Origin of the sequence: Streptomyces sp. NPDC096048, assembly GCF_044763415.1 — a bacterium.
In the GTDB taxonomy this organism is placed as follows: domain Bacteria; phylum Actinomycetota; class Actinomycetes; order Streptomycetales; family Streptomycetaceae; genus Streptomyces.
The window spans coordinates 525,451-542,001 of sequence record NZ_JBIWGG010000001.1 but is presented as its reverse complement, the minus strand read 5'-3'; the positions used below and the strand labels follow the sequence as shown (position 1 = coordinate 542,001).

General features: G+C 71.5%; 13 protein-coding genes. 5 read left to right on the top strand and 8 right to left on the bottom strand.

The window, feature by feature from the left end; genetic code table 11:
* Positions 1 to 43 precede the first annotated feature (43 nt).
* Positions 44 to 1,015, bottom strand: coding sequence for a hypothetical protein (locus tag ACIQ6R_RS02630; RefSeq protein WP_404218665.1), 972 nt, complete (start codon positions 1,013 to 1,015; stop codon positions 44 to 46).
* 399 nt (positions 1,016 to 1,414) lie between these two features.
* On the opposite strand from ACIQ6R_RS02630, the gene ACIQ6R_RS02625 reads away from it, so the two are divergent.
* A complete protein-coding gene (locus ACIQ6R_RS02625) occupies positions 1,415 to 3,121 on the top strand; it encodes a chitinase (protein ID WP_404218227.1) in 1,707 nt (568 codons plus the stop codon).
* Between the two features lie 265 nt (positions 3,122 to 3,386).
* On the opposite strand, the gene ACIQ6R_RS02620 is transcribed toward ACIQ6R_RS02625, so the two are convergent.
* From ACIQ6R_RS02620 to ACIQ6R_RS02595, 6 genes are all read right to left on the bottom strand, one after another.
* Positions 3,387 to 4,709 carry an Nramp family divalent metal transporter gene (locus tag ACIQ6R_RS02620; RefSeq protein ID WP_404218225.1) on the bottom strand — a complete coding sequence of 441 codons (1,323 nt, stop codon included), beginning with the start codon at positions 4,707 to 4,709 and terminating at the stop codon, positions 3,387 to 3,389.
* 67 nt (positions 4,710 to 4,776) lie between these two features.
* A complete protein-coding gene (locus tag ACIQ6R_RS02615) occupies positions 4,777 to 5,472 on the bottom strand; it encodes a hypothetical protein (protein ID WP_404218224.1) in 696 nt (231 codons plus the stop codon).
* Between the two features lie 77 nt (positions 5,473 to 5,549).
* The gene (locus tag ACIQ6R_RS02610; RefSeq protein ID WP_404218223.1) at positions 5,550 to 7,037 is read right to left on the bottom strand and encodes a GntP family permease; all 1,488 of its coding nucleotides are present in this window, start codon (positions 7,035 to 7,037) and stop codon (positions 5,550 to 5,552) included.
* A 121-nt stretch (positions 7,038 to 7,158) separates the two neighbouring features.
* Positions 7,159 to 7,569, bottom strand: a complete 411-nt coding sequence (locus ACIQ6R_RS02605; RefSeq protein WP_404218221.1) for a RidA family protein — start codon at positions 7,567 to 7,569, stop codon at positions 7,159 to 7,161.
* Complete coding sequence (locus ACIQ6R_RS02600) at positions 7,566 to 8,330, bottom strand: IclR family transcriptional regulator (protein WP_404169666.1); 765 nt, start codon at positions 8,328 to 8,330, stop codon at positions 7,566 to 7,568. The genes ACIQ6R_RS02605 and ACIQ6R_RS02600 overlap by 4 nt, the downstream gene beginning before the upstream one ends.
* Entirely contained in the window at positions 8,327 to 9,394 is a 1,068-nt protein-coding gene (locus ACIQ6R_RS02595; protein WP_404218219.1) for a sugar kinase, read from the bottom strand. Before ACIQ6R_RS02595 ends, ACIQ6R_RS02600 begins: the two co-directional genes overlap by 4 nt.
* Positions 9,395 to 9,532: 138 nt before the next feature.
* On the opposite strand from ACIQ6R_RS02595, the gene ACIQ6R_RS02590 reads away from it, so the two are divergent.
* From ACIQ6R_RS02590 to ACIQ6R_RS02575, 4 genes are all read left to right on the top strand, one after another.
* The gene (locus ACIQ6R_RS02590) at positions 9,533 to 10,822 is read left to right on the top strand and encodes an amino acid deaminase (protein WP_404218217.1); all 1,290 of its coding nucleotides are present in this window, start codon (positions 9,533 to 9,535) and stop codon (positions 10,820 to 10,822) included.
* Positions 10,823 to 10,866: 44 nt separating this feature from the next.
* A complete protein-coding gene (locus ACIQ6R_RS02585) occupies positions 10,867 to 12,477 on the top strand; it encodes an amidohydrolase family protein (protein WP_404169658.1) in 1,611 nt (536 codons plus the stop codon).
* A 98-nt stretch (positions 12,478 to 12,575) separates the two neighbouring features.
* A complete protein-coding gene (locus ACIQ6R_RS02580; RefSeq protein ID WP_404169655.1) occupies positions 12,576 to 13,787 on the top strand; it encodes a pyridoxal phosphate-dependent aminotransferase in 1,212 nt (403 codons plus the stop codon).
* Positions 13,788 to 13,865: 78 nt separating this feature from the next.
* On the top strand, positions 13,866 to 14,288 hold the full coding sequence (locus tag ACIQ6R_RS02575) for a hypothetical protein (protein WP_404218215.1): 423 nt from the start codon (positions 13,866 to 13,868) through the stop codon (positions 14,286 to 14,288).
* 143 nt (positions 14,289 to 14,431) lie between these two features.
* Here the strand turns inward: ACIQ6R_RS02575 and ACIQ6R_RS02570 are convergent, their stop codons facing one another.
* Positions 14,432 to 16,201, bottom strand: coding sequence for an Ig-like domain repeat protein (locus ACIQ6R_RS02570; protein WP_404218213.1), 1,770 nt, complete (start codon positions 16,199 to 16,201; stop codon positions 14,432 to 14,434).
* Between the last annotated feature and the right edge of the window lie 350 nt (positions 16,202 to 16,551).

Here is a 16,551-nt window from a genome sequence, read left to right as displayed (position 1 = left end):
GGACGACGGGCGGGCTGGGCGACGGGAGCGGCGCGGTACGGGCCTACCCGGAGAGGGCTCGTCTCTCACGGCGGTGCCCGAGTGCGGCGTCCCGCCGGGCGCCGTACCCCGGCGGCGCCGTGTCGTGCCCCGGTGATGTCGTGTCCTGCCCCGGTGATGTCGTGTCCTGCCCCGGTGAAGTCGTCCCGTATCCCGGTGAAGTCGTCTCGTATCCCGGTGAGGTCGCGTCGTGGACCGGCGGTGTCGCGGAGCAGAACACGCACCGGTCTCCGATGACGTCGATGCCGCACCAGTGGCAGGTGCTCTGCCGCACCGACGTGACCAGCTGGTAGAGGACCGAGAGGTCGGGCAGATAGGCGCAGAACTCGGTCAGCCGTCCGGTCCCCCACCAGCCGGGGGACTCGGCGGGCAGCGGCGTCTCGCGCAGCCCCTGCACGCGCCAGGACGGGGCGAGGGTGCCGGCGACCCAGTCGGACGGCGACTGGCCCTTGGCGACCAGCAGCCAGGTGCCGAACTCGGGTCCGTCGAGTGCGGCTTCGGGGCCGATCCGCACCAGTTGCGGCACGGGATGCGCCACGACGCCGAACTGGCTGCCCGGCATCCAGGACCTGGCGTGCGACTTCAGACCGACGGGAACGTGGTCGAGCCGGGCGACGGAGCCGAGCAGCGCGCCGGCGTGGATGTAGTGGGTGAGCAGCCGACCGGCCGAGGCGAGGACGCCGGGGCTGAGGTCGCAGGAGGCCAGCTGCCGCAACTGACGGGCCAGTACGGCGAGTCCGAGCGGGGGCAGGGGCGGCCGGAACAGGGCGATGCGGTCGGTCTCCAGGAGGGCGCGGACGGTGTGCAGCCGTCGCTCCACGCTCTCGGGGAGGGCTTGCGAGCACACCACGATCACGTGCCCGTGCTGGTCGACCAGCGATTGCAGCTCGGCCAGCGCCTGCTCCAGCGGACGCCGGTCGAGGTCCTGGAGGACGACCGCGGGCATCGTCCGTTCGTCCTGTGGCGGCAGTGCCATGTCGGCACTGGTCACGGCAATGGCAGTTGGCACGCGCGGCTCCCCGTCTCCCCATGCCCGTCGGTCTGCCGGTGTCACTACGGCACACCCTGATGACTTCACTGCGTGACTACCTGAGCACTGTATCCACGCGTCTGTGACCGGAGAACAGCGTTTCTGTAGCTGTGGAACAACTTGTGTTGCACAAGGTGCAGCAAACCGGGGCAGGTTGAGCATTTTCCCGTTGCGGGACCGCTGGCGGCCGGTCGGCCGGTCGGCCGGTCGGCCGAGGGAGGGTGCCCCCGGGTGCAGCAAGTCCGGGACGCGGTGGCGAACTTGGTCCGGACCTACCCCTTGACACTCACAATTGGTCTGGACCACCCTCACCTCAATGCCCCCACTCCCCCACCGGAGGCCTCAATGGAGCCCGTGCACAGACGGTTCGGCAGACGGACGAAGTTCTGGGCGGGAGCCGTCACCGCCGCGCTCGCCCTCTCGGTCACGGCCGTCGGCCAGGCGTCCGCCGCGGACGTCAACAACGCGAAGAACGCCGGCTTCGAGGCCGGTCTGAGCAACTGGTCCTGTTCGGCGAACAGCGGTACGACCGTCTCCTCCCCGGCGCACGCGGGCTCCGCCGCGCTCAAGGCGTCACCGAGCGGGCAGGACAACGCCCGGTGTTCCCAGACGGTGAAGGTGAAGCCCGGATCGACGTACACGCTGAGCGCGTGGGTCCAGGGCGGGTACGCGTACCTGGGCGTGACGGGCACCGGCACGACGGACGTGTCCACCTGGACGCCGGACTCGGCCTCCTGGAAGCAGCTGTCGACGAGGTTCACGACGGGCTCCTCGACGACCTCGGTGACCGTGTACACGCACGGCTGGTACGGGCAGTCGGCCTACTACGCCGACGACCTGTCCGTCTTCGGCCCCGACGGAGGCGGCGGCGACGGTGAGCCGGAGCCCACGGTCCCGTCGGCCCCGGCGGGCCTGAGCGTCTCCGGTACGACGTCCTCCTCGGCGTCGCTCGCCTGGAACGCGGTGGCGGGTGCCACCGGCTACAACGTCTACCGCGACGGTACGAAGGTGACGGCGGTCACCGGCACGTCGGCGACGGTCACCGGCCTCGCGGCCTCCACGTCGTACTCCATACAGGTCACGGCGACGAACGCGGCCGGTGAATCGGCGAAGTCGGCGGCGGTCACGGCCCGGACGACGGAGCAGGGCGGCGGCGGGGGCGGCGACCTGCCCAAGCACGCGGTGACCGGCTACTGGCAGAACTTCGACAACGGGGCGACGGTCCAGCGGATCTCGGACGTATCCGCCCAGTACGACATCATCGCGGTCTCCTTCGCGGACGCGACGGCGACGCCGGGCGCGGTCACCTTCAACCTCGACTCGGCCGGGCTCGGCGGCTACACGGTCGACCAGTTCAAGGCGGACGTCCGCGCGAAGCAGGCCGCCGGGAAGAAGGTCATCATCTCGGTGGGCGGCGAGAAGGGCACCGTCTCGGTGAACGACTCCGCCTCCGCGACGAACTTCGCGAACTCGGTCTACTCCGTGATGCGGGAGTACGGCTTCGACGGCGTCGACATCGACCTGGAGAACGGTCTCAACCCGACCTACATGACGCAGGCCCTGCGCGCCCTGTCGGCGAAGGCGGGCCCGGACATGATCCTGACGATGGCGCCGCAGACGATCGACATGCAGTCGACGTCGGGCTCGTACTTCCGCACGGCGCTGAACGTGAAGGACATCCTCACCGTCGTGAACATGCAGTACTACAACAGCGGCACGATGCTGGGCTGCGACGGCAAGGTGTACGCGCAGGGCACGGTCGACTTCCTCACCGCCCTGGCCTGCATCCAGCTGGAGAACGGCCTCGACCCGTCCCAGGTCGGCCTGGGCCTGCCGGCCTCCACCCGTGCGGCGGGCGGCGGCTACGTCGCCCCGTCGGTGGTCAACGCCGCCCTGGACTGCCTCACCAAGGGCACGAACTGCGGCTCCTTCAAGCCGTCGAGGACGTACCCCGGCCTGCGGGGCGCGATGACCTGGTCCACGAACTGGGACGCGACGGCGGGGAACGCGTGGTCGAACGCGGTGGGGGCGCATGTGCATGCGCTGCCGTAGCCACGGTTGACCGACTGCCCCCGCCCGCGGAGACGCGGGCGGGGGCAGTCGGCACGATGCCGCTCGCGCAGGTCACTGGTCCGCCGAGGAGGTCGCCACGGCGGAGGTGTGGCACGAGGTGGTGGACGCGATGCCCGAGACGCCGGCCTGGTCGCTGCGCAAGGGGCTGACCATGGATCAGCTGCGGGAGACGGCGCTCAGCCCGGAGTGGGACGAGCTCCGGCAGGACCGGGCGGGCGGCCGGTGGACCGGTGGGCCGGTGGGATCAGAAGAAGTCCGCCCACGGCTGGTCCCAGACCTCCTTCAGGCACAGCACGAGGAAGAGGAGGCCCGCGACGGCGAGCATGCCGTTGCTCAGCCAGCCGTTGCGCCATTCGCGCGGTGTGCGGGAGGAGTTGAGGAGCCAGATCAGGGTCAGGGCGAGGAAGGGCATGAAGGCCGCGCCCAGGACGCCGTAGATGATGACCAGGCGGAAGGGCTCGCCCTGGAAGAGCAGGATGACGGGCGGGAAGGTCAGCCAGAGGAGGTAGGCGCGGAAGGGCCAGGAGCGTTCGTGCTCGCCGGAGGCGATCTCCTTGCCCTTGCCCGCCGTCCTGTCGCGCTGCCTGGCCACGAAGTCCGCGAACATCAGGCTCACGCCGTGCCACACGCCGATGAGCGAGGTGAAGGACGTGGCGAAGAAGCCGATCAGGAAGAACTTGGCCGTCGCCGTGCCGTACTCGTCCTCCAGGATGTCGCCGAGCTGCACCAGGCCCTTGCCGCCGCCCGACAGCGCGATGTTCGCGGCGTGCAGCAGCTCCGCGCCGACGAACAGCATGGCGACGACGAAGACACCGGTCGTGATGTAGGCGACCCGGTTGTCCAGCCGCATGACCTTCATCCAGCCGGTGTTGGCCCAGCCCTTGGCGTTGACCCAGTAGCCGTACGCGGCCAGCGTGATCGTGCCGCCGACGCCGCCGATCAGGCCGAGGGTGTTGAGGACGGAGTCCTCGCCGTCCGGGATGACCGGGAGGAGGCCGGCGAAGGCGTTCCCCAGGTTGGGCACGACCCGGATCGCGAGGTAGACCGTCACGACGAACATGACGCCCACCATGACCGTCATGACCTTCTCGAAGACCGCGTACTTGTTGAACCAGACGAAGACCAGGCCGACCACGCCGCAGGCCACGCCCCACCATTCGAGGTCCATCACGCCGGGGAACAGCGCCTGCAACGGGAGGGCGCTGGACGACATCGCCGCCGCGCCGTAGGAGAAGCCCCAGATGACGACGTAGATCCCGAAGAACCACGTGGTCCAGCGGCCGAGGCTGGCCCAGCCGTCGAAGAGGGTGCGGCCGGTGGACAGGTGCCAGCGGCCCGCCGCCTCGGCGAGGGAGATCTTGACCAGGCAGCCGAGGACCGCCGCCCACAGCAGGGTGTATCCGAAGTTGCTGCCCGCGATCAGGGTGGCCACGAGGTCGCCGGCGCCGACCCCGGTCGCCGCGACGACGATGCCGGGGCCGATGTAGCGCCAACTGGATTTACGGGGTGCCGAGTCGGGATCGCGTGGTGCCCCGGTGTCACTGGTGTTGCCCGTGGAGTCCGCCATGCGGGCCAACAAATCTCATGGCGGCCGGTGGGACAAGAGGGCGTGCGGGGATCTTCACGCGATGCGCCTACTCGTCGCCGTCCGCCGCGCCCTTCACCTCGGGTTTCACCTCGGGCTTCACCCCGCCCTTCGCGTCGGACTTGGCGTCGCCCTTCGCCTCATCCTGGGCGTCTGACTTCGCCTCATCCTCCGTGTCGGACGGCGTGTCGGACGGCGTGTCGGACGTCGTGTCGGGCTCCGCCCCGTCCTGCGTCTCGCCGTCCTCGAAGTACGCGTCCAGGACCTCGTCCAGGGCGGCTTCCCACTCCTTGAAGCGGCTCCGGGACGTCGCCTCGATCTCGATCGGGTACCAGCGGCGGTCCGGCGTGTGCACCGTGACGGTGAACCGCTTGCCGAAGCGGCCCGTCTCGGTCTCGACGGCCCCGACCTCGTCCCAGCGGAACTCGCAGCTCTGGTCGTCGAGGGAGAGACGTACGCCCTTGTGGTCGGCGACGATCCTGGCGCGGCGGTCGGCGGCCTCGAAGACGGGGCCGTCGGGGTCCGGGGCGTCTTCTTCCTCCTCCGGCTCCCCGGCCTGTTCGGCGGGTTCGGAAGCCGCGGTCTCGTCCGCGACGCGAGCGTCCTCGGGCTCCTCCTCCGCCTCCTTCGCCGATCTCCCGTCCTCCGGCTCACCGGTCACGGGCGCGGTGAGCCCGGGGATGAAGGCCGGGTCGAATCCGGCGCCTTCCAGGGGCTGGCTGGTCGATCCTCTGCGCTGCTCCACAGCGGGCAGTATGGTCGACGATCCTGTGTCGGACACAGCCAGCCCCAACTTCGTTATCAGACGCCTACACGAGACGCCTACACGAACAGGCTCAGTACCGCCGCCACCACGAACCCGGCGACCGACAGCACGCTCTCCAGCACGGTCCACGTCTTCAGCGTGTCCCGTTCGCTGATGCCGAAGTACTTGGCGACCATCCAGAAGCCGCCGTCGTTGACGTGCGAGGCGAAGATGGAGCCCGCCGAGATGGCCATGATGACCAGGGCGACGAACGCCTGGGAGTGGTCGCCCTCGGCGAGCAGCGGTGCCACGATGCCCGCCGTCGTCACGATGGCCACCGTCGCCGAGCCCTGGGCGACCCGCAGCACCAGGGAGATCAGGTAGGACAGGACGATCACCGGCAGGCCGACGTCGTTGAAGGTGTCGGAGAGGGCCTGGGCGACGCCGCTGGCCTTGAGGACGGCACCGAAGACACCGCCCGCGCCGACCACCAGCAGAATGTTGCCGACCGGCTTCAGCGAGGCCGTCGAGACGGTCTCCAGGGACTTGCGGGACCAGCCGCGCCGGATGCCGAGCAGGTAGTAGGCGAGGAACAGGGCGATGGTCAGGGCCACGAACGGGTTGCCGAAGAACTCGATCACCGAGCGGAGGGTGGACTCGTCCAGGGCGATGGAGGAGAAGGTCGCGGCGAGGATGAGGACCAGCGGGGTGCCGATGATGCCGAGGACCGTGCCGAGCGCGACGGGGCTCTCGTGCGGCGCGACGCCGGCCTTGCTCTGCTCGTCGATGACGGCCTGCTTGGCCTCCTCGGCCGCCTCGACCATGTCCTGCGGTACGGGCACGAAGATGCGGCGGCCGATCCAGGCGGAGAACGCCCAGGCGGCGAGCACGGCCGGGACACCGCAGACGATGCCCATGAGGATCACCCAGCCGAGGTCCACGTGCAGCAGTCCGGCGGCGGCCACCGGGCCGGGGTGCGGCGGCAGGAAGGCGTGGGTCATCGACAGGCCGGCCAGCAGCGGCAGGCAGTAGAGCAGGATCGACTTGCCGGAGCGCTTGGCTGCGGCGTAGACGATGGGCGCGAGGACGAAGATGCCCACGTCGAAGAAGACCGGAACGCCGAAGATCAGACCGGTCAGGCCCATGGCGAGGGGCGCGCGCTTCTCGCCGAACAGGCCCAGCAGCCGGGAGGCCAGCACCTGGGCGCCGCCGCTGACTTCGAGGATCGCGCCGAGCATGGTGCCCAGGCCGATGATGATGGCGACGTGCCCGAGGATGCCGCCCATGCCGGACTCGATGGTGGAGACGGCGTCGGACTTCTGGACGGTGCCGAAGAGTTCGGTGACCGACAGGCCGGCGAGCAGACCGACGGCTATGGAGACGGCGAGCAGCGCGACGAACGGCTGCAACCGCACCTTGATGATCAGGAAGAGCAGCAGCACGATGCCGATCGTGGCGACGGTCAGCAGGCCCGCCGTGCCGTCGATCAGGTGGAGCAGGCCGCCGGTGTGGGGCGGGGTCTCCGCTGGTGCGGAGGCGGCGAACTGGAGGGACATGGGGGACATACGGGGGTCCTCTGGGTAAACACATACAGCTTTCGAGCAGGGCGGGGCGCGGCACGGCGCCCGGGGGTGAGGGGCGCCGTCCCGTGCGACAGTCAGACGGAAGGAAAGACGGAGGCGAGGGTCAGCCGAGGACGGCCAGCGCGTCGATCTCGATGAGGAGTCCGGCGGGCAGACCGACGTAGACGGTCGTGCGCGCGGCGGGCGGCTGGGTGAGGCCCTGCTCCTCGAAGTAGGCGTTGTAGATCTCGTTCATCTCGGCGAAGTGGTCCACGTCCGTGAGGTAGACGCGGATCATCATCACGTCGTCCCAGGAGGCGCCGCCCTCTTCGAGGATCGCCTTGACGTTGGCGAGGGTCTGGAGGGTCTGCTCGCGCAGGGCCGGGCCGGCCGGGGTGGGGGCCTTGCCCTCCTCGTGCGGGAGGAAGCCGACCTGGCCGGCGACCTGGAGGATGTTGCCCCGCTTGACGCCGTGGCTGAACTTCGCCGGGGGGACGGTGTGGGTCGCGGGGGTGAGAGCGATCTTGTCGGTCATGCGGTGACTTCCTTGACTGGGGTCCTGCCGGAGTACTCGCCGCTGATGGCGTCCGCCGTGCGGCGGACCAGCGGGAGCAGGGTGAGGAGTTCGTCGGCGGTGACGACGACGTTCGGCGCGGAGACCGACATCGCGGCCGTCACCCGGCCGTCGGCGCCCCGGATGGGCGCGGCGACGCAGTTGATGGACTCCTCGTGGCCACCGAGGTCGGTGGCCCAGCCCTGTTCGCGCACCTTGGCCAGCTCCTTGAGGAAGCCGTCGGCGTTCGGTGTCGAACGGGCCGTGTACAGGGGGTAGTCGAGCTTCTCGACCACGGCTCGGCGCTCGTTCTCGGGGAGGTCGGCGAGCAGCAGCTTGGCGACGGCCGCGACGGTGATGGCGACGGGCTTGCCGATCCGGGAGTACATGCGCACCGGGTAGCGGCTCTCCACCTTGTCGATGTAGAGGACCTCGTTCTCCTCGTAGACGGCGAGGTGGACGGTGTGTCCGCACTGCTCGTTGAGGCGTACGAGGTGGGGGTGGGCGATCTCGCGGACGTCGAGGTTCTCCATCGCCTCCTGGGCCAGGGCGATCAGCCGGGCGCCGAGGCGGTAGCGCTGGTCGGACTGGCGGTAGACGAAGCCGTGCTCGTGCAGCGTCCGCAGGAGGCGCAGCGCCGTGGACTTGTGGACGCCGAGGCGGTCGGCGACCCGGCCCAGGTCGGCGGGGCCCTCGGCGAGCAGCGGCAGGATGCTCAGCGCGCGGTCGACGGTCTGGCTCATGGGGTTCGTACCTCCTCCTCGGCCCCTTCGCCGGCCTGTGTCCAGCCGGGGCCGAGTCGCAGTCTCCCCCACGCGTCGTCGTCGAGGGCGGCCAGCCGGTCGGCGTGGTGCCGGGCGGGGGGTGTGGCGAGGTCGCCGGGGGCGGTGAGGGCGGCGGCGGCCATCAGGTGGCCGTGCCGCAGGCGCTCGCGGACGGGCAGGTCCCGCAGGGTGGCGGAGAGGAACCCGGCGGCGAAGGCGTCGCCCGCGCCGACGGCGGCGACGACGTCGACGGTGAGGGCGGGGACGGTGGTGACGTGGTGGGCCTGGGTGCCGTCGGCGCCGGCGGTCCGGTGGAAGGCGGTGGCGCCGGTCGCGCCCTGCTTGACGACGAGCAGCTCGGGCTCGGGCAGCGCGGCGCGCACGGCCTCGGGGCCGCCCAGGTCCCAGGCCTCGTCCTCGCCGACGAAGACGAGGTCGGCGCCGCGCGCCAGTTCCAGGAGCACCCGTGAGCCGTCGGTGTCCCCGCGCCACAGTCCGGGGCGGTGGTTGACGTCGAAGGAGACGAGGGGCCGGCCGGGGCGGCGGGCGGTGAGTTCGCGCATCAGGGCGAGGCAGTCGGCGGAGAGCGCGGGCGTGATGCCGGACAGGTGCAGGACGCGCCCGGAGCGGATCGCGTCGAGGTCCATGTTCCGGGCCGACATCGCGGAGGCCGCGGAGCCCGCCCGGTAGTACGCCACCTCGTGCGCGTCGGTGGCCCGGTCCCCGGCGGTGCGGAAGTACACGCCGGTGGGGCGGTCGGGGTCGCGGCGCACCGCGGAGACGTCCACGCCGTAGGCGCCGATCGCCTCGACGAGGTGGTCGCCGAAGCCGTCGGCGCCGACCCGGCCGACCCAGCGCGCGGAGTGCCCGGCGGCGGCCAGCACGCAGGCCACGTTGGACTCGGCGCCGCCGATGGCCCGGGTGAAGGAGGGTACGTCGGCGAGCCGCCCGGGCACGGAGGGAAGGAAGGTGACCATGGACTCGCCGAGCGCGACGACGTCCACGACGTCGGGGGCGGTGCTGGTGGGTCCGGTGGCGGTCACGATGGTGGGGGCTCCTCGTCGCTCTCGCGGGCCCCGGCGGATCCGTTGACCCCGCGTTGGCCGAGATGTTAGACAGCAGTAAGCGATATACGCAACGATCGTTGCACTGCTTGCAACGCATCAGATCAGGGAGGCTCCATGGCCCTCGACACCGGCACCGAAGCCCTCGCCCATCTGGCCGAGGAGCGCGTCGACCATCGTTTCAAGGGCCTCCCGCCGGACGCCGACGGCCTGACCGTCGCCGAGCTGACCGGACAGCGCCGCAACCTCTTCACCGGCGGCTTCACCACCCCCGTCCTCGCCCTGTCCGCCGAGCGCCTGGAGCACAACCTGCGGCTGATGGAGACGTACGCCACCCGGCACGGTCTCGCCTTCGCGCCGCACGGCAAGACCTCCATGGCCCCGCAGCTCTTCCAGCGCCAGATCGAGCACGGCGCCTGGGGCATCACCCTCGCCGTGCCGCACCAGGTGCGGGTCGCCCGCGCCTTCGGCTTCCGGCGGATCTTCCTCGCCAACGAGCTGGTCGACGCCGCCGCCCTGCGGTGGATCTCCGCCGAACTGGACGCCGACCCGGACTTCCGCTTCGTCTGCTACGTCGACTCGGTGCACGGTGTCGGGCTGATGGACGCGGCGCTGACGGAGGCGGGCGCCTCCCGCCCGGTGGACGTCGTGGTGGAGCTGGCCGCCGGTGAGGGTGCCCGGACCGGCGTCCGCACGGAGGCCGAGTGCACGGCCGTCGCCGACGCGGTGGCCGGCGCGCGGACGCTGCGGCTGGCCGGGGTCGCCGGGTACGAGGGCGAGGTGCCCGGGGCCGACCCCGAGAAGGTGCACGCGTGGCTGCGACGGCTGGTCGCGCTGGCCGTGGACTTCGACAAGGCGGGGCGGTTCACGGCGGCCGGCCTCGACGAGATCGTGCTGAGCGCGGGCGGCAGCGCCTGGTTCGACGCGGTCGCCGACGTGTTCGCCGAGGTCCCCGGCCTCTCCCTGCCGGTACTGAAGCTGCTGCGCTCGGGCGCGTACGTCTCCCACGACGACGGTCACTACCGCGAGCTGACGCCCTTCAACCGGGTCCCCGAGGAGGGCGCCCTGGAGCCCGCCTTCCGCCTGTGGAGCCAGGTCGTCTCCCGCCCCTCCCCCGAGCAGGCGTTCACCAACGCGGGCAAGCGGGACGCGGCCTACGACCTCCACCTGCCCTTCGCCCAGGTCGTCCGCCGCGACGGCGCCGAGCGTCCGGCCACCGGCGTCGAGGTGACCGGCCTGTCCGACCAGCACGCCTGGCTGCGCACGACCGGGGACGCGGACCTGGAGGTGGGCGACTGGGTCGGGACGGGCCTCTCCCACCCGTGCACGTCCTTCGACAAGTGGCAGCTCATCCCGGTCGCGCAGGCGGACGGGACGGTCGTCGACTACATCCGCACGTTCTTCTAGAACGCCCGAGAACGCCCGAGAACGCCTGGGAAGGGAAGCCGGACATGGAAGAGCTGGTCATCAGGGACGCGGACGTCGTCGACGGCTCCGGTGCCGACTCCTACCGCGCGGACGTCGTGGTCGACGGCGGCCGGATCGTCTCGATCGTCAAGGAGGCGGCGGCCGCCGGGTGCCAGCGCCCCGAGGCCCGCCGGGAGCTGGACGCCGAGGGCCTGGTCCTGGCCCCCGGTTTCGTCGACATGCACGCCCACAGCGATCTGGCGCTGCTGCGGGACCCGGATCACAGCGCCAAGGCCGCCCAGGGCGTCACCCTGGAGGTCATCGGCCAGGACGGGCTGTCGTACGCACCGGTCGACGACCGCACCCTCGGCGAGGTGCGCCGCGCCATCGCCGGATGGAACGGCCCCGGCGACGACATCGACTTCGACTGGCGGTCGGTCGGCGAGTACCTGGACCGGCTCGACCGGGGCATCGCGGTCAACGCCGCCTACCTGATCCCGCAGGGCACGGTGCGCGCCCGCGCGGTCGGCTGGGACGACCGGGAGGCCACCGACGCCGAGCTGGAGCACATGCGGCGGCTGGTCGCCGAGGGCATGGAGCAGGGCGCGGTCGGCATGTCGTCGGGGCTGACGTACACGCCGGGCATGTACGCCAAGGACGCCGAGCTGACCGAGCTGTGCCGGGTGGTGGCGTCGTACGGCGGCTACTACTGCCCGCACCACCGCTCGTACGGGGCCGGTGCCCTCCAGGCGTACGAGGAGATGGTGGCGCTGACCCGCGAGGCGGACTGCCCCCTCCACCTCGCCCACGCCACCATGAACTTCGGCGTCAACAAGGGCCGGGCCCCCGAACTGCTGACGCTGCTCGACGACGCGCTCGCCACCGGCGCCGCCATCACGCTCGACACCTACCCGTACACCCCCGGCTGCACCACCCTCGTGGCGCTGCTGCCGAGCTGGGCGAGCGAGGGCGGCCCGGAGCAGATCCTGAAGCGGCTCGCGGACGACGACACCGCCGAGCGCGTCCGGCACCACTTGGAGGAGATCGGCGCCGACGGCTGCCACGGCGTGCCCGTGGAGTGGGAGACGATCGAGATCTCCGGCACGGGCGATCCGGCCCTCGGCGAGTACGTCGGCCGCACGGTCCTGGAGTCGGCGCGGCTGCGCGGCGAGACCCCCTGGGCGGTCGCCCGCCACCTGCTCCTGACCGACCGGCTGGCCCCGACCATCCTCCAGCACGTCGGCCACGAGGAGAACGTCCGCGCGATCATGCGGCACCGTGTGCACACCGGCGGCTCGGACGGCATCCTCCAGGGGAGCAAGCCGCACCCGCGCGCCTACGGCACCTTCCCGCACTACCTCGGGCACTACGTGCGCGAGCTGGGCGTGCTGTCGCTGGAGGAGTGCGTCGCCCACCTCACCTCGCGCCCGGCGGCCCGGCTGCGGCTGCCGGACCGGGGCCTGGTCCGCGAGGGCTACCGGGCCGACCTGGTGCTCTTCGACCCGGCGACGGTCGCGGCGGGCAGCACGTACGAGAACCCGCGCGTGCTGCCGACGGGCATCCCGTACGTACTGGTCGACGGGCGGTTCGTGATGGAGGACGGACGGCGGACGGACGTGCTGGCGGGGCGGTCGGTGCGGCGCACTCCGCGGTGACCCGGCAACGGGCGCGTGACGAAACCCACCCAAACCGCACGTCTCAAGTGGCGGATAACACGACCCGTGGGACGTAACCGGGTCGTAAGCTCACGGACATGCAGGTGATCCAGTCGACCAAGCTCGCCAACGTCTGTTACGAGATCCGGGGACCGGTGCTCGAGGAGGCGATGCGGCTGGAAGCGGCCGGGCACCGCATCCTGAAGCTGAACACCGGCAACCCGGCCGCCTTCGGTTTCGAGTGCCCGCCGGAGATCCTGGAGGACATCCTCCGCAACGTCTCGACGGCACACGGCTACGGCGACGCCAAGGGGCTGCTGGCCGCGCGCCGGGCGGTCGTCATGCACAACCAGACCCTCGGCATCGAGACGGACGTCGAGCACGTCTTCATCGGCAACGGCGTCTCCGAGCTGATCGTGATGGCGATGCAGGGACTGCTGGACGACGGCGACGAGGTCCTGGTCCCGGCACCCGACTACCCCCTGTGGACGGCCGCCGTCTCCCTGTCCGGCGGCACGGCGGTGCACTACCGGTGCGACGAGCAGTCCGACTGGATGCCCGACCTCGCGGACGTCGAGCGGAAGATCACCGACCGCACCAAGGCGCTCGTCATCATCAACCCGAACAACCCGACCGGCGCGGTCTACGACGAGGCGATGCTGCGCGGGCTGACCGACATCGCGCGCCGGCACAACCTGCTGGTCTGCTCCGACGAGATCTACGACAAGATCCTGTACGACGAGGCCACGCACACGCCGACCGCCGCGATCGCCCCTGACCTGCTCACCCTCACCTTCAACGGCATGTCGAAGGCGTACCGGGTGGCCGGCTACCGGGTCGGCTGGATGTCGATCTCCGGTCCGCGCGCGCACGCCGAGTCCTACATCGAGGGCCTGACGATCCTGGCCAACATGCGGCTGTGCGCCAACATGCCGGGCCAGCACGGCGTGGTCGCGGCGCTCAGCGGGCGGCAGACCATCAACGAGCTGGTGCTGCCCGGCGGGCGGCTGCGGGAGCAGCGGGACGCCGCGCACGAGGCGCTGACCAGCATTCCGGGTGTGACCTGCGTGAAGCCGAAGGGGGCGCTGTATCTCTTCCCGCGCCTCGATCCCAAGGTCTTCAAGATCAAGGACGACCGGCGGATGGTCCTGGACCTGCTGCGCCAGGAGAAGATCATGGTCGTCCAGGGCACCGGCTTCAACTGGCCCGAGCCCGACCACTTCCGGGTGGTGACCCTGCCGACGGCGAGCGACCTGCGCGATGCGGTGGGGCGGATCGGCACCTTCCTGGACGGGTACGGCCAGCCCTGAGCCGTATCGCGGATCACTATCAACTTTAGATTGAATCCAATGTAGGATGGTTTCCTGAAGCACTCAGGAGGCCATCCCATGTACGAACCGATCCGCGGCAAGTCGGTCCACAGCACGATGGCCGGCACCACCTCGGACTTCCCCCACCGGTCCCGGGACGAAGAGCTGGACATCCAGCTCGCGGGCCACCTCGCCGCGCTGCTCGCCGTCACGGACGAGCTGCGCGCGCAGGTACCCGACACCGACCTGGACACCGCGGCCGACCGGCTCGCCGAGCAGGTCACCCGGCTGCGGGGCGGACAGGCCCCGGTCCGCGTGCCGGTGACCGCGGCCCGCCCCTCGCCGCATCCGGCGGCCCTGCACCGGCGGGCGCACACCCTGGCGGGACGCGCCCTGGTGGTGGCCGCCTCCCGCGCCGACACGGCGGTCGCGATCCTGACCGCCGAGCGGATGGACGCGCACGCCGCGGCCCTGGAGCCGCGCGAACTCGCGGCCCACTGAGCCCGTTCCCACCGGGCACCCCCTGACGGCCCCGGTCCGCGCGCACCCGCAGCGACGCGCGGACCGGGCGCCACTCACCCCGCACCACGGACGGGGCACCCCGGGCAGGCCGCCCGGGGTGCCCCGTTCCACTGTGCGCGCGATCAGCGGGTGACGCGGACCGTCGCCGACGCGGTCGCCCCGGTGTGCAGGTCGTCGCCGGGCCAGCTGACCGTGTAGGTCGTGTCCCGGCGGGTGCGCGGCAGGTCGTCGACGGTGAACGTGCCGTCGGCGGCGACCGTCACCGACGACAGCGTGCCGGTGCCGAGCCGGTCGGCGCGCTCCACCTTCAGCACGGCCCGGTCGGGCAGCGCCTTCCCCTGCGCGGTGAACGTGCCGGTGAGGTGGACGCCGGTGCTCATCGACGCCTCCGCCGGGGCGGTCAGCGCGATCGAGGCGGCCGCCTTGCCGACGGACACCGTGTGGGTGACGTCGGTGGCCGGGCGGTGGGTGAGGTCGCCGAGGAAGGACACGGTGTACGTGGCCTCGCCGATCAGGTCCGGCTCGTCGAGCACGGTGAAGGTGCCGTCCGCCTTGACGGTGGCGGTGCCCAGCTCGTGCGTACCGGCCGCGTCGGTGCGGGTCGCCGTGACCTTCAGCGGCTCGGCGGGTGCCGGACCGTCCAGCTCCAGCCTGCCGCGCACCGCCAGCGCCTCCCCCGCGACCGCCTGGGCGGGGCTGTGGGTCACAGCGCCGGTGAAGCGGGCGTCGTACTGCACGGCCGGGGGCTGGACGACGTGCAGCCAGTACTGGCTGCCGGCCGTGTTGGTGGTGACCGCGAACAGCCGGGAACCGTCGGCGGACCACTCCAGTCCGCGGGGCGCCACCCGGTCGCCGTCGAGGCTGCCCTCGAAGGCGAACTCCAGCGGAGCGGTCGCGTCGCCCGGGTCGGCGGGCGAGAGCAGCAGGTCGGGCGTGGCCCCGGAGGCCGAGGCGCCGCGCGCGAGGTACTTGCCGTCACCGCTGAAGGCGACGGCCGAGGCCGAGGCCCCGGACGGCAGCGCCGGGTAGCCGGTCGCGGCGTCGGACAGGTCGGCGGTGTCCAGCAGCCGGGTACCGGCGGCCGCGTCCGCGACGGCGACCTTGGTGCCGTCCGCGGAGAACGCCATGTCCTTGAGGTTCAGGGCGCCCTTGCCGTCGGCGTCGGCGAAACGGCGTCCGGCCGTGCGCACCGGGGTCGTCCCGCTCGCGTCGAACACCGAGAGGAACGGGTCCGGAGCCTTGGTGTTCAGCGGCTGGCCCATCATCAGCCGGTCGCCCGGGCCCGCCTCCAGCTGGAGCTTGCCGTGGTCCTGCCACCCGCTGCGCTGCCAGGTGTTGTCGCTCTGGCTGTAGTCCAGGTACGTGAGCGTCGTGTCGCAGTCGGACATGGAGTTGGCGTACGGCGCGGTGTGGTAGACCCTGCCGCCCGCGTGGGCCATGCTGCGCCCGCAGGTGTCGGTGCCCGCCACCACGGAGCTGAGCGGCAGGTACGTGGTGGTGTCGTACCGCAGGACGCCGTCCCGGCTGCCGACGTACAGCACGCTGCCGTCGGTGTTCAGCGCGAGGCCGGAGACGTGGCGCGGGGTGGTGAGGGTGGTGACGCGCTCGCCGGAGAAGTCGTAGACGGCGACGAGTCCCTTGTTGTCGTAGTAGCCCAGATTGCTGTCGGCGACGTACACGCGCTGGTGTGCGGAGTCGACCGTCAGCGCCGAGAACGAGGAGATCGGCAGCTTGGCCACGACGTCGGAGGCCGCGGCGTGCGCGGCGGGTGCGGCGGCGACGGTCAGGCCGCCGGCCGCGAGCGCGGCGGTGAGCAGCGTGGCCGCGAGGCGTCCGGTACGGCCGGTGCCTCCCGTACGCCGGGAACCTCTGGTACCTCGAACTGTATTCAACTGTGCCCCCCACAGGCTGTGTTGGCGACCTGAACCGACCGGCTCCCTCCCTCCCGCGGAAGGGGGAACGGCCGTTCGGGTCGTGCAAGATCGGGAGCGTACACCGGCACACCGCGCGGAGCGACAGGGTTCCGACGGCGTGGCGCGCCCGAAGGAAGTCGTCGGCCGCGGAGGTGGCCGCGCTCGCTGTGGGGGGGTGGGCCGGCGACAGGCCCGCGGCTGCCGTGGCGACCGCCATGGCAGTGACCGAGGTGCGGGTGTGCGAGATCGCTCCGGCCTCGGAGAACAGCAGTGAGGCGTGGGGAAGCCACCCACACGACGGTCCGGGTGAGGCGGGGGCGGCCCGGACA

Excerpts from the sequence above, each read along its gene's own strand:
- ACIQ6R_RS02600 (WP_404169666.1), bottom strand. The coding sequence starts at position 8,330 with ATGAGCCAGACCGTCGACCGCGCGCTGAGCATCCTGCCGCTGCTCGCC.
- ACIQ6R_RS02630 (WP_404218665.1), bottom strand. The coding sequence starts at position 1,015 with ATGGCACTGCCGCCACAGGACGAACGGACGATGCCCGCGGTCGTCCTC.
- ACIQ6R_RS02575 (WP_404218215.1), top strand. The coding sequence starts at position 13,866 with ATGTACGAACCGATCCGCGGCAAGTCGGTCCACAGCACGATGGCCGGC.
- ACIQ6R_RS02620 (WP_404218225.1), bottom strand. The coding sequence starts at position 4,709 with ATGGCGGACTCCACGGGCAACACCAGTGACACCGGGGCACCACGCGAT.
- ACIQ6R_RS02610 (WP_404218223.1), bottom strand. The coding sequence starts at position 7,037 with ATGTCCCCCATGTCCCTCCAGTTCGCCGCCTCCGCACCAGCGGAGACC.
- ACIQ6R_RS02605 (WP_404218221.1), bottom strand. The coding sequence starts at position 7,569 with ATGACCGACAAGATCGCTCTCACCCCCGCGACCCACACCGTCCCCCCG.
- ACIQ6R_RS02625 (WP_404218227.1), top strand. The coding sequence starts at position 1,415 with ATGGAGCCCGTGCACAGACGGTTCGGCAGACGGACGAAGTTCTGGGCG.
- ACIQ6R_RS02585 (WP_404169658.1), top strand. The coding sequence starts at position 10,867 with ATGGAAGAGCTGGTCATCAGGGACGCGGACGTCGTCGACGGCTCCGGT.
- ACIQ6R_RS02580 (WP_404169655.1), top strand. The coding sequence starts at position 12,576 with ATGCAGGTGATCCAGTCGACCAAGCTCGCCAACGTCTGTTACGAGATC.
- ACIQ6R_RS02590 (WP_404218217.1), top strand. The coding sequence starts at position 9,533 with ATGGCCCTCGACACCGGCACCGAAGCCCTCGCCCATCTGGCCGAGGAG.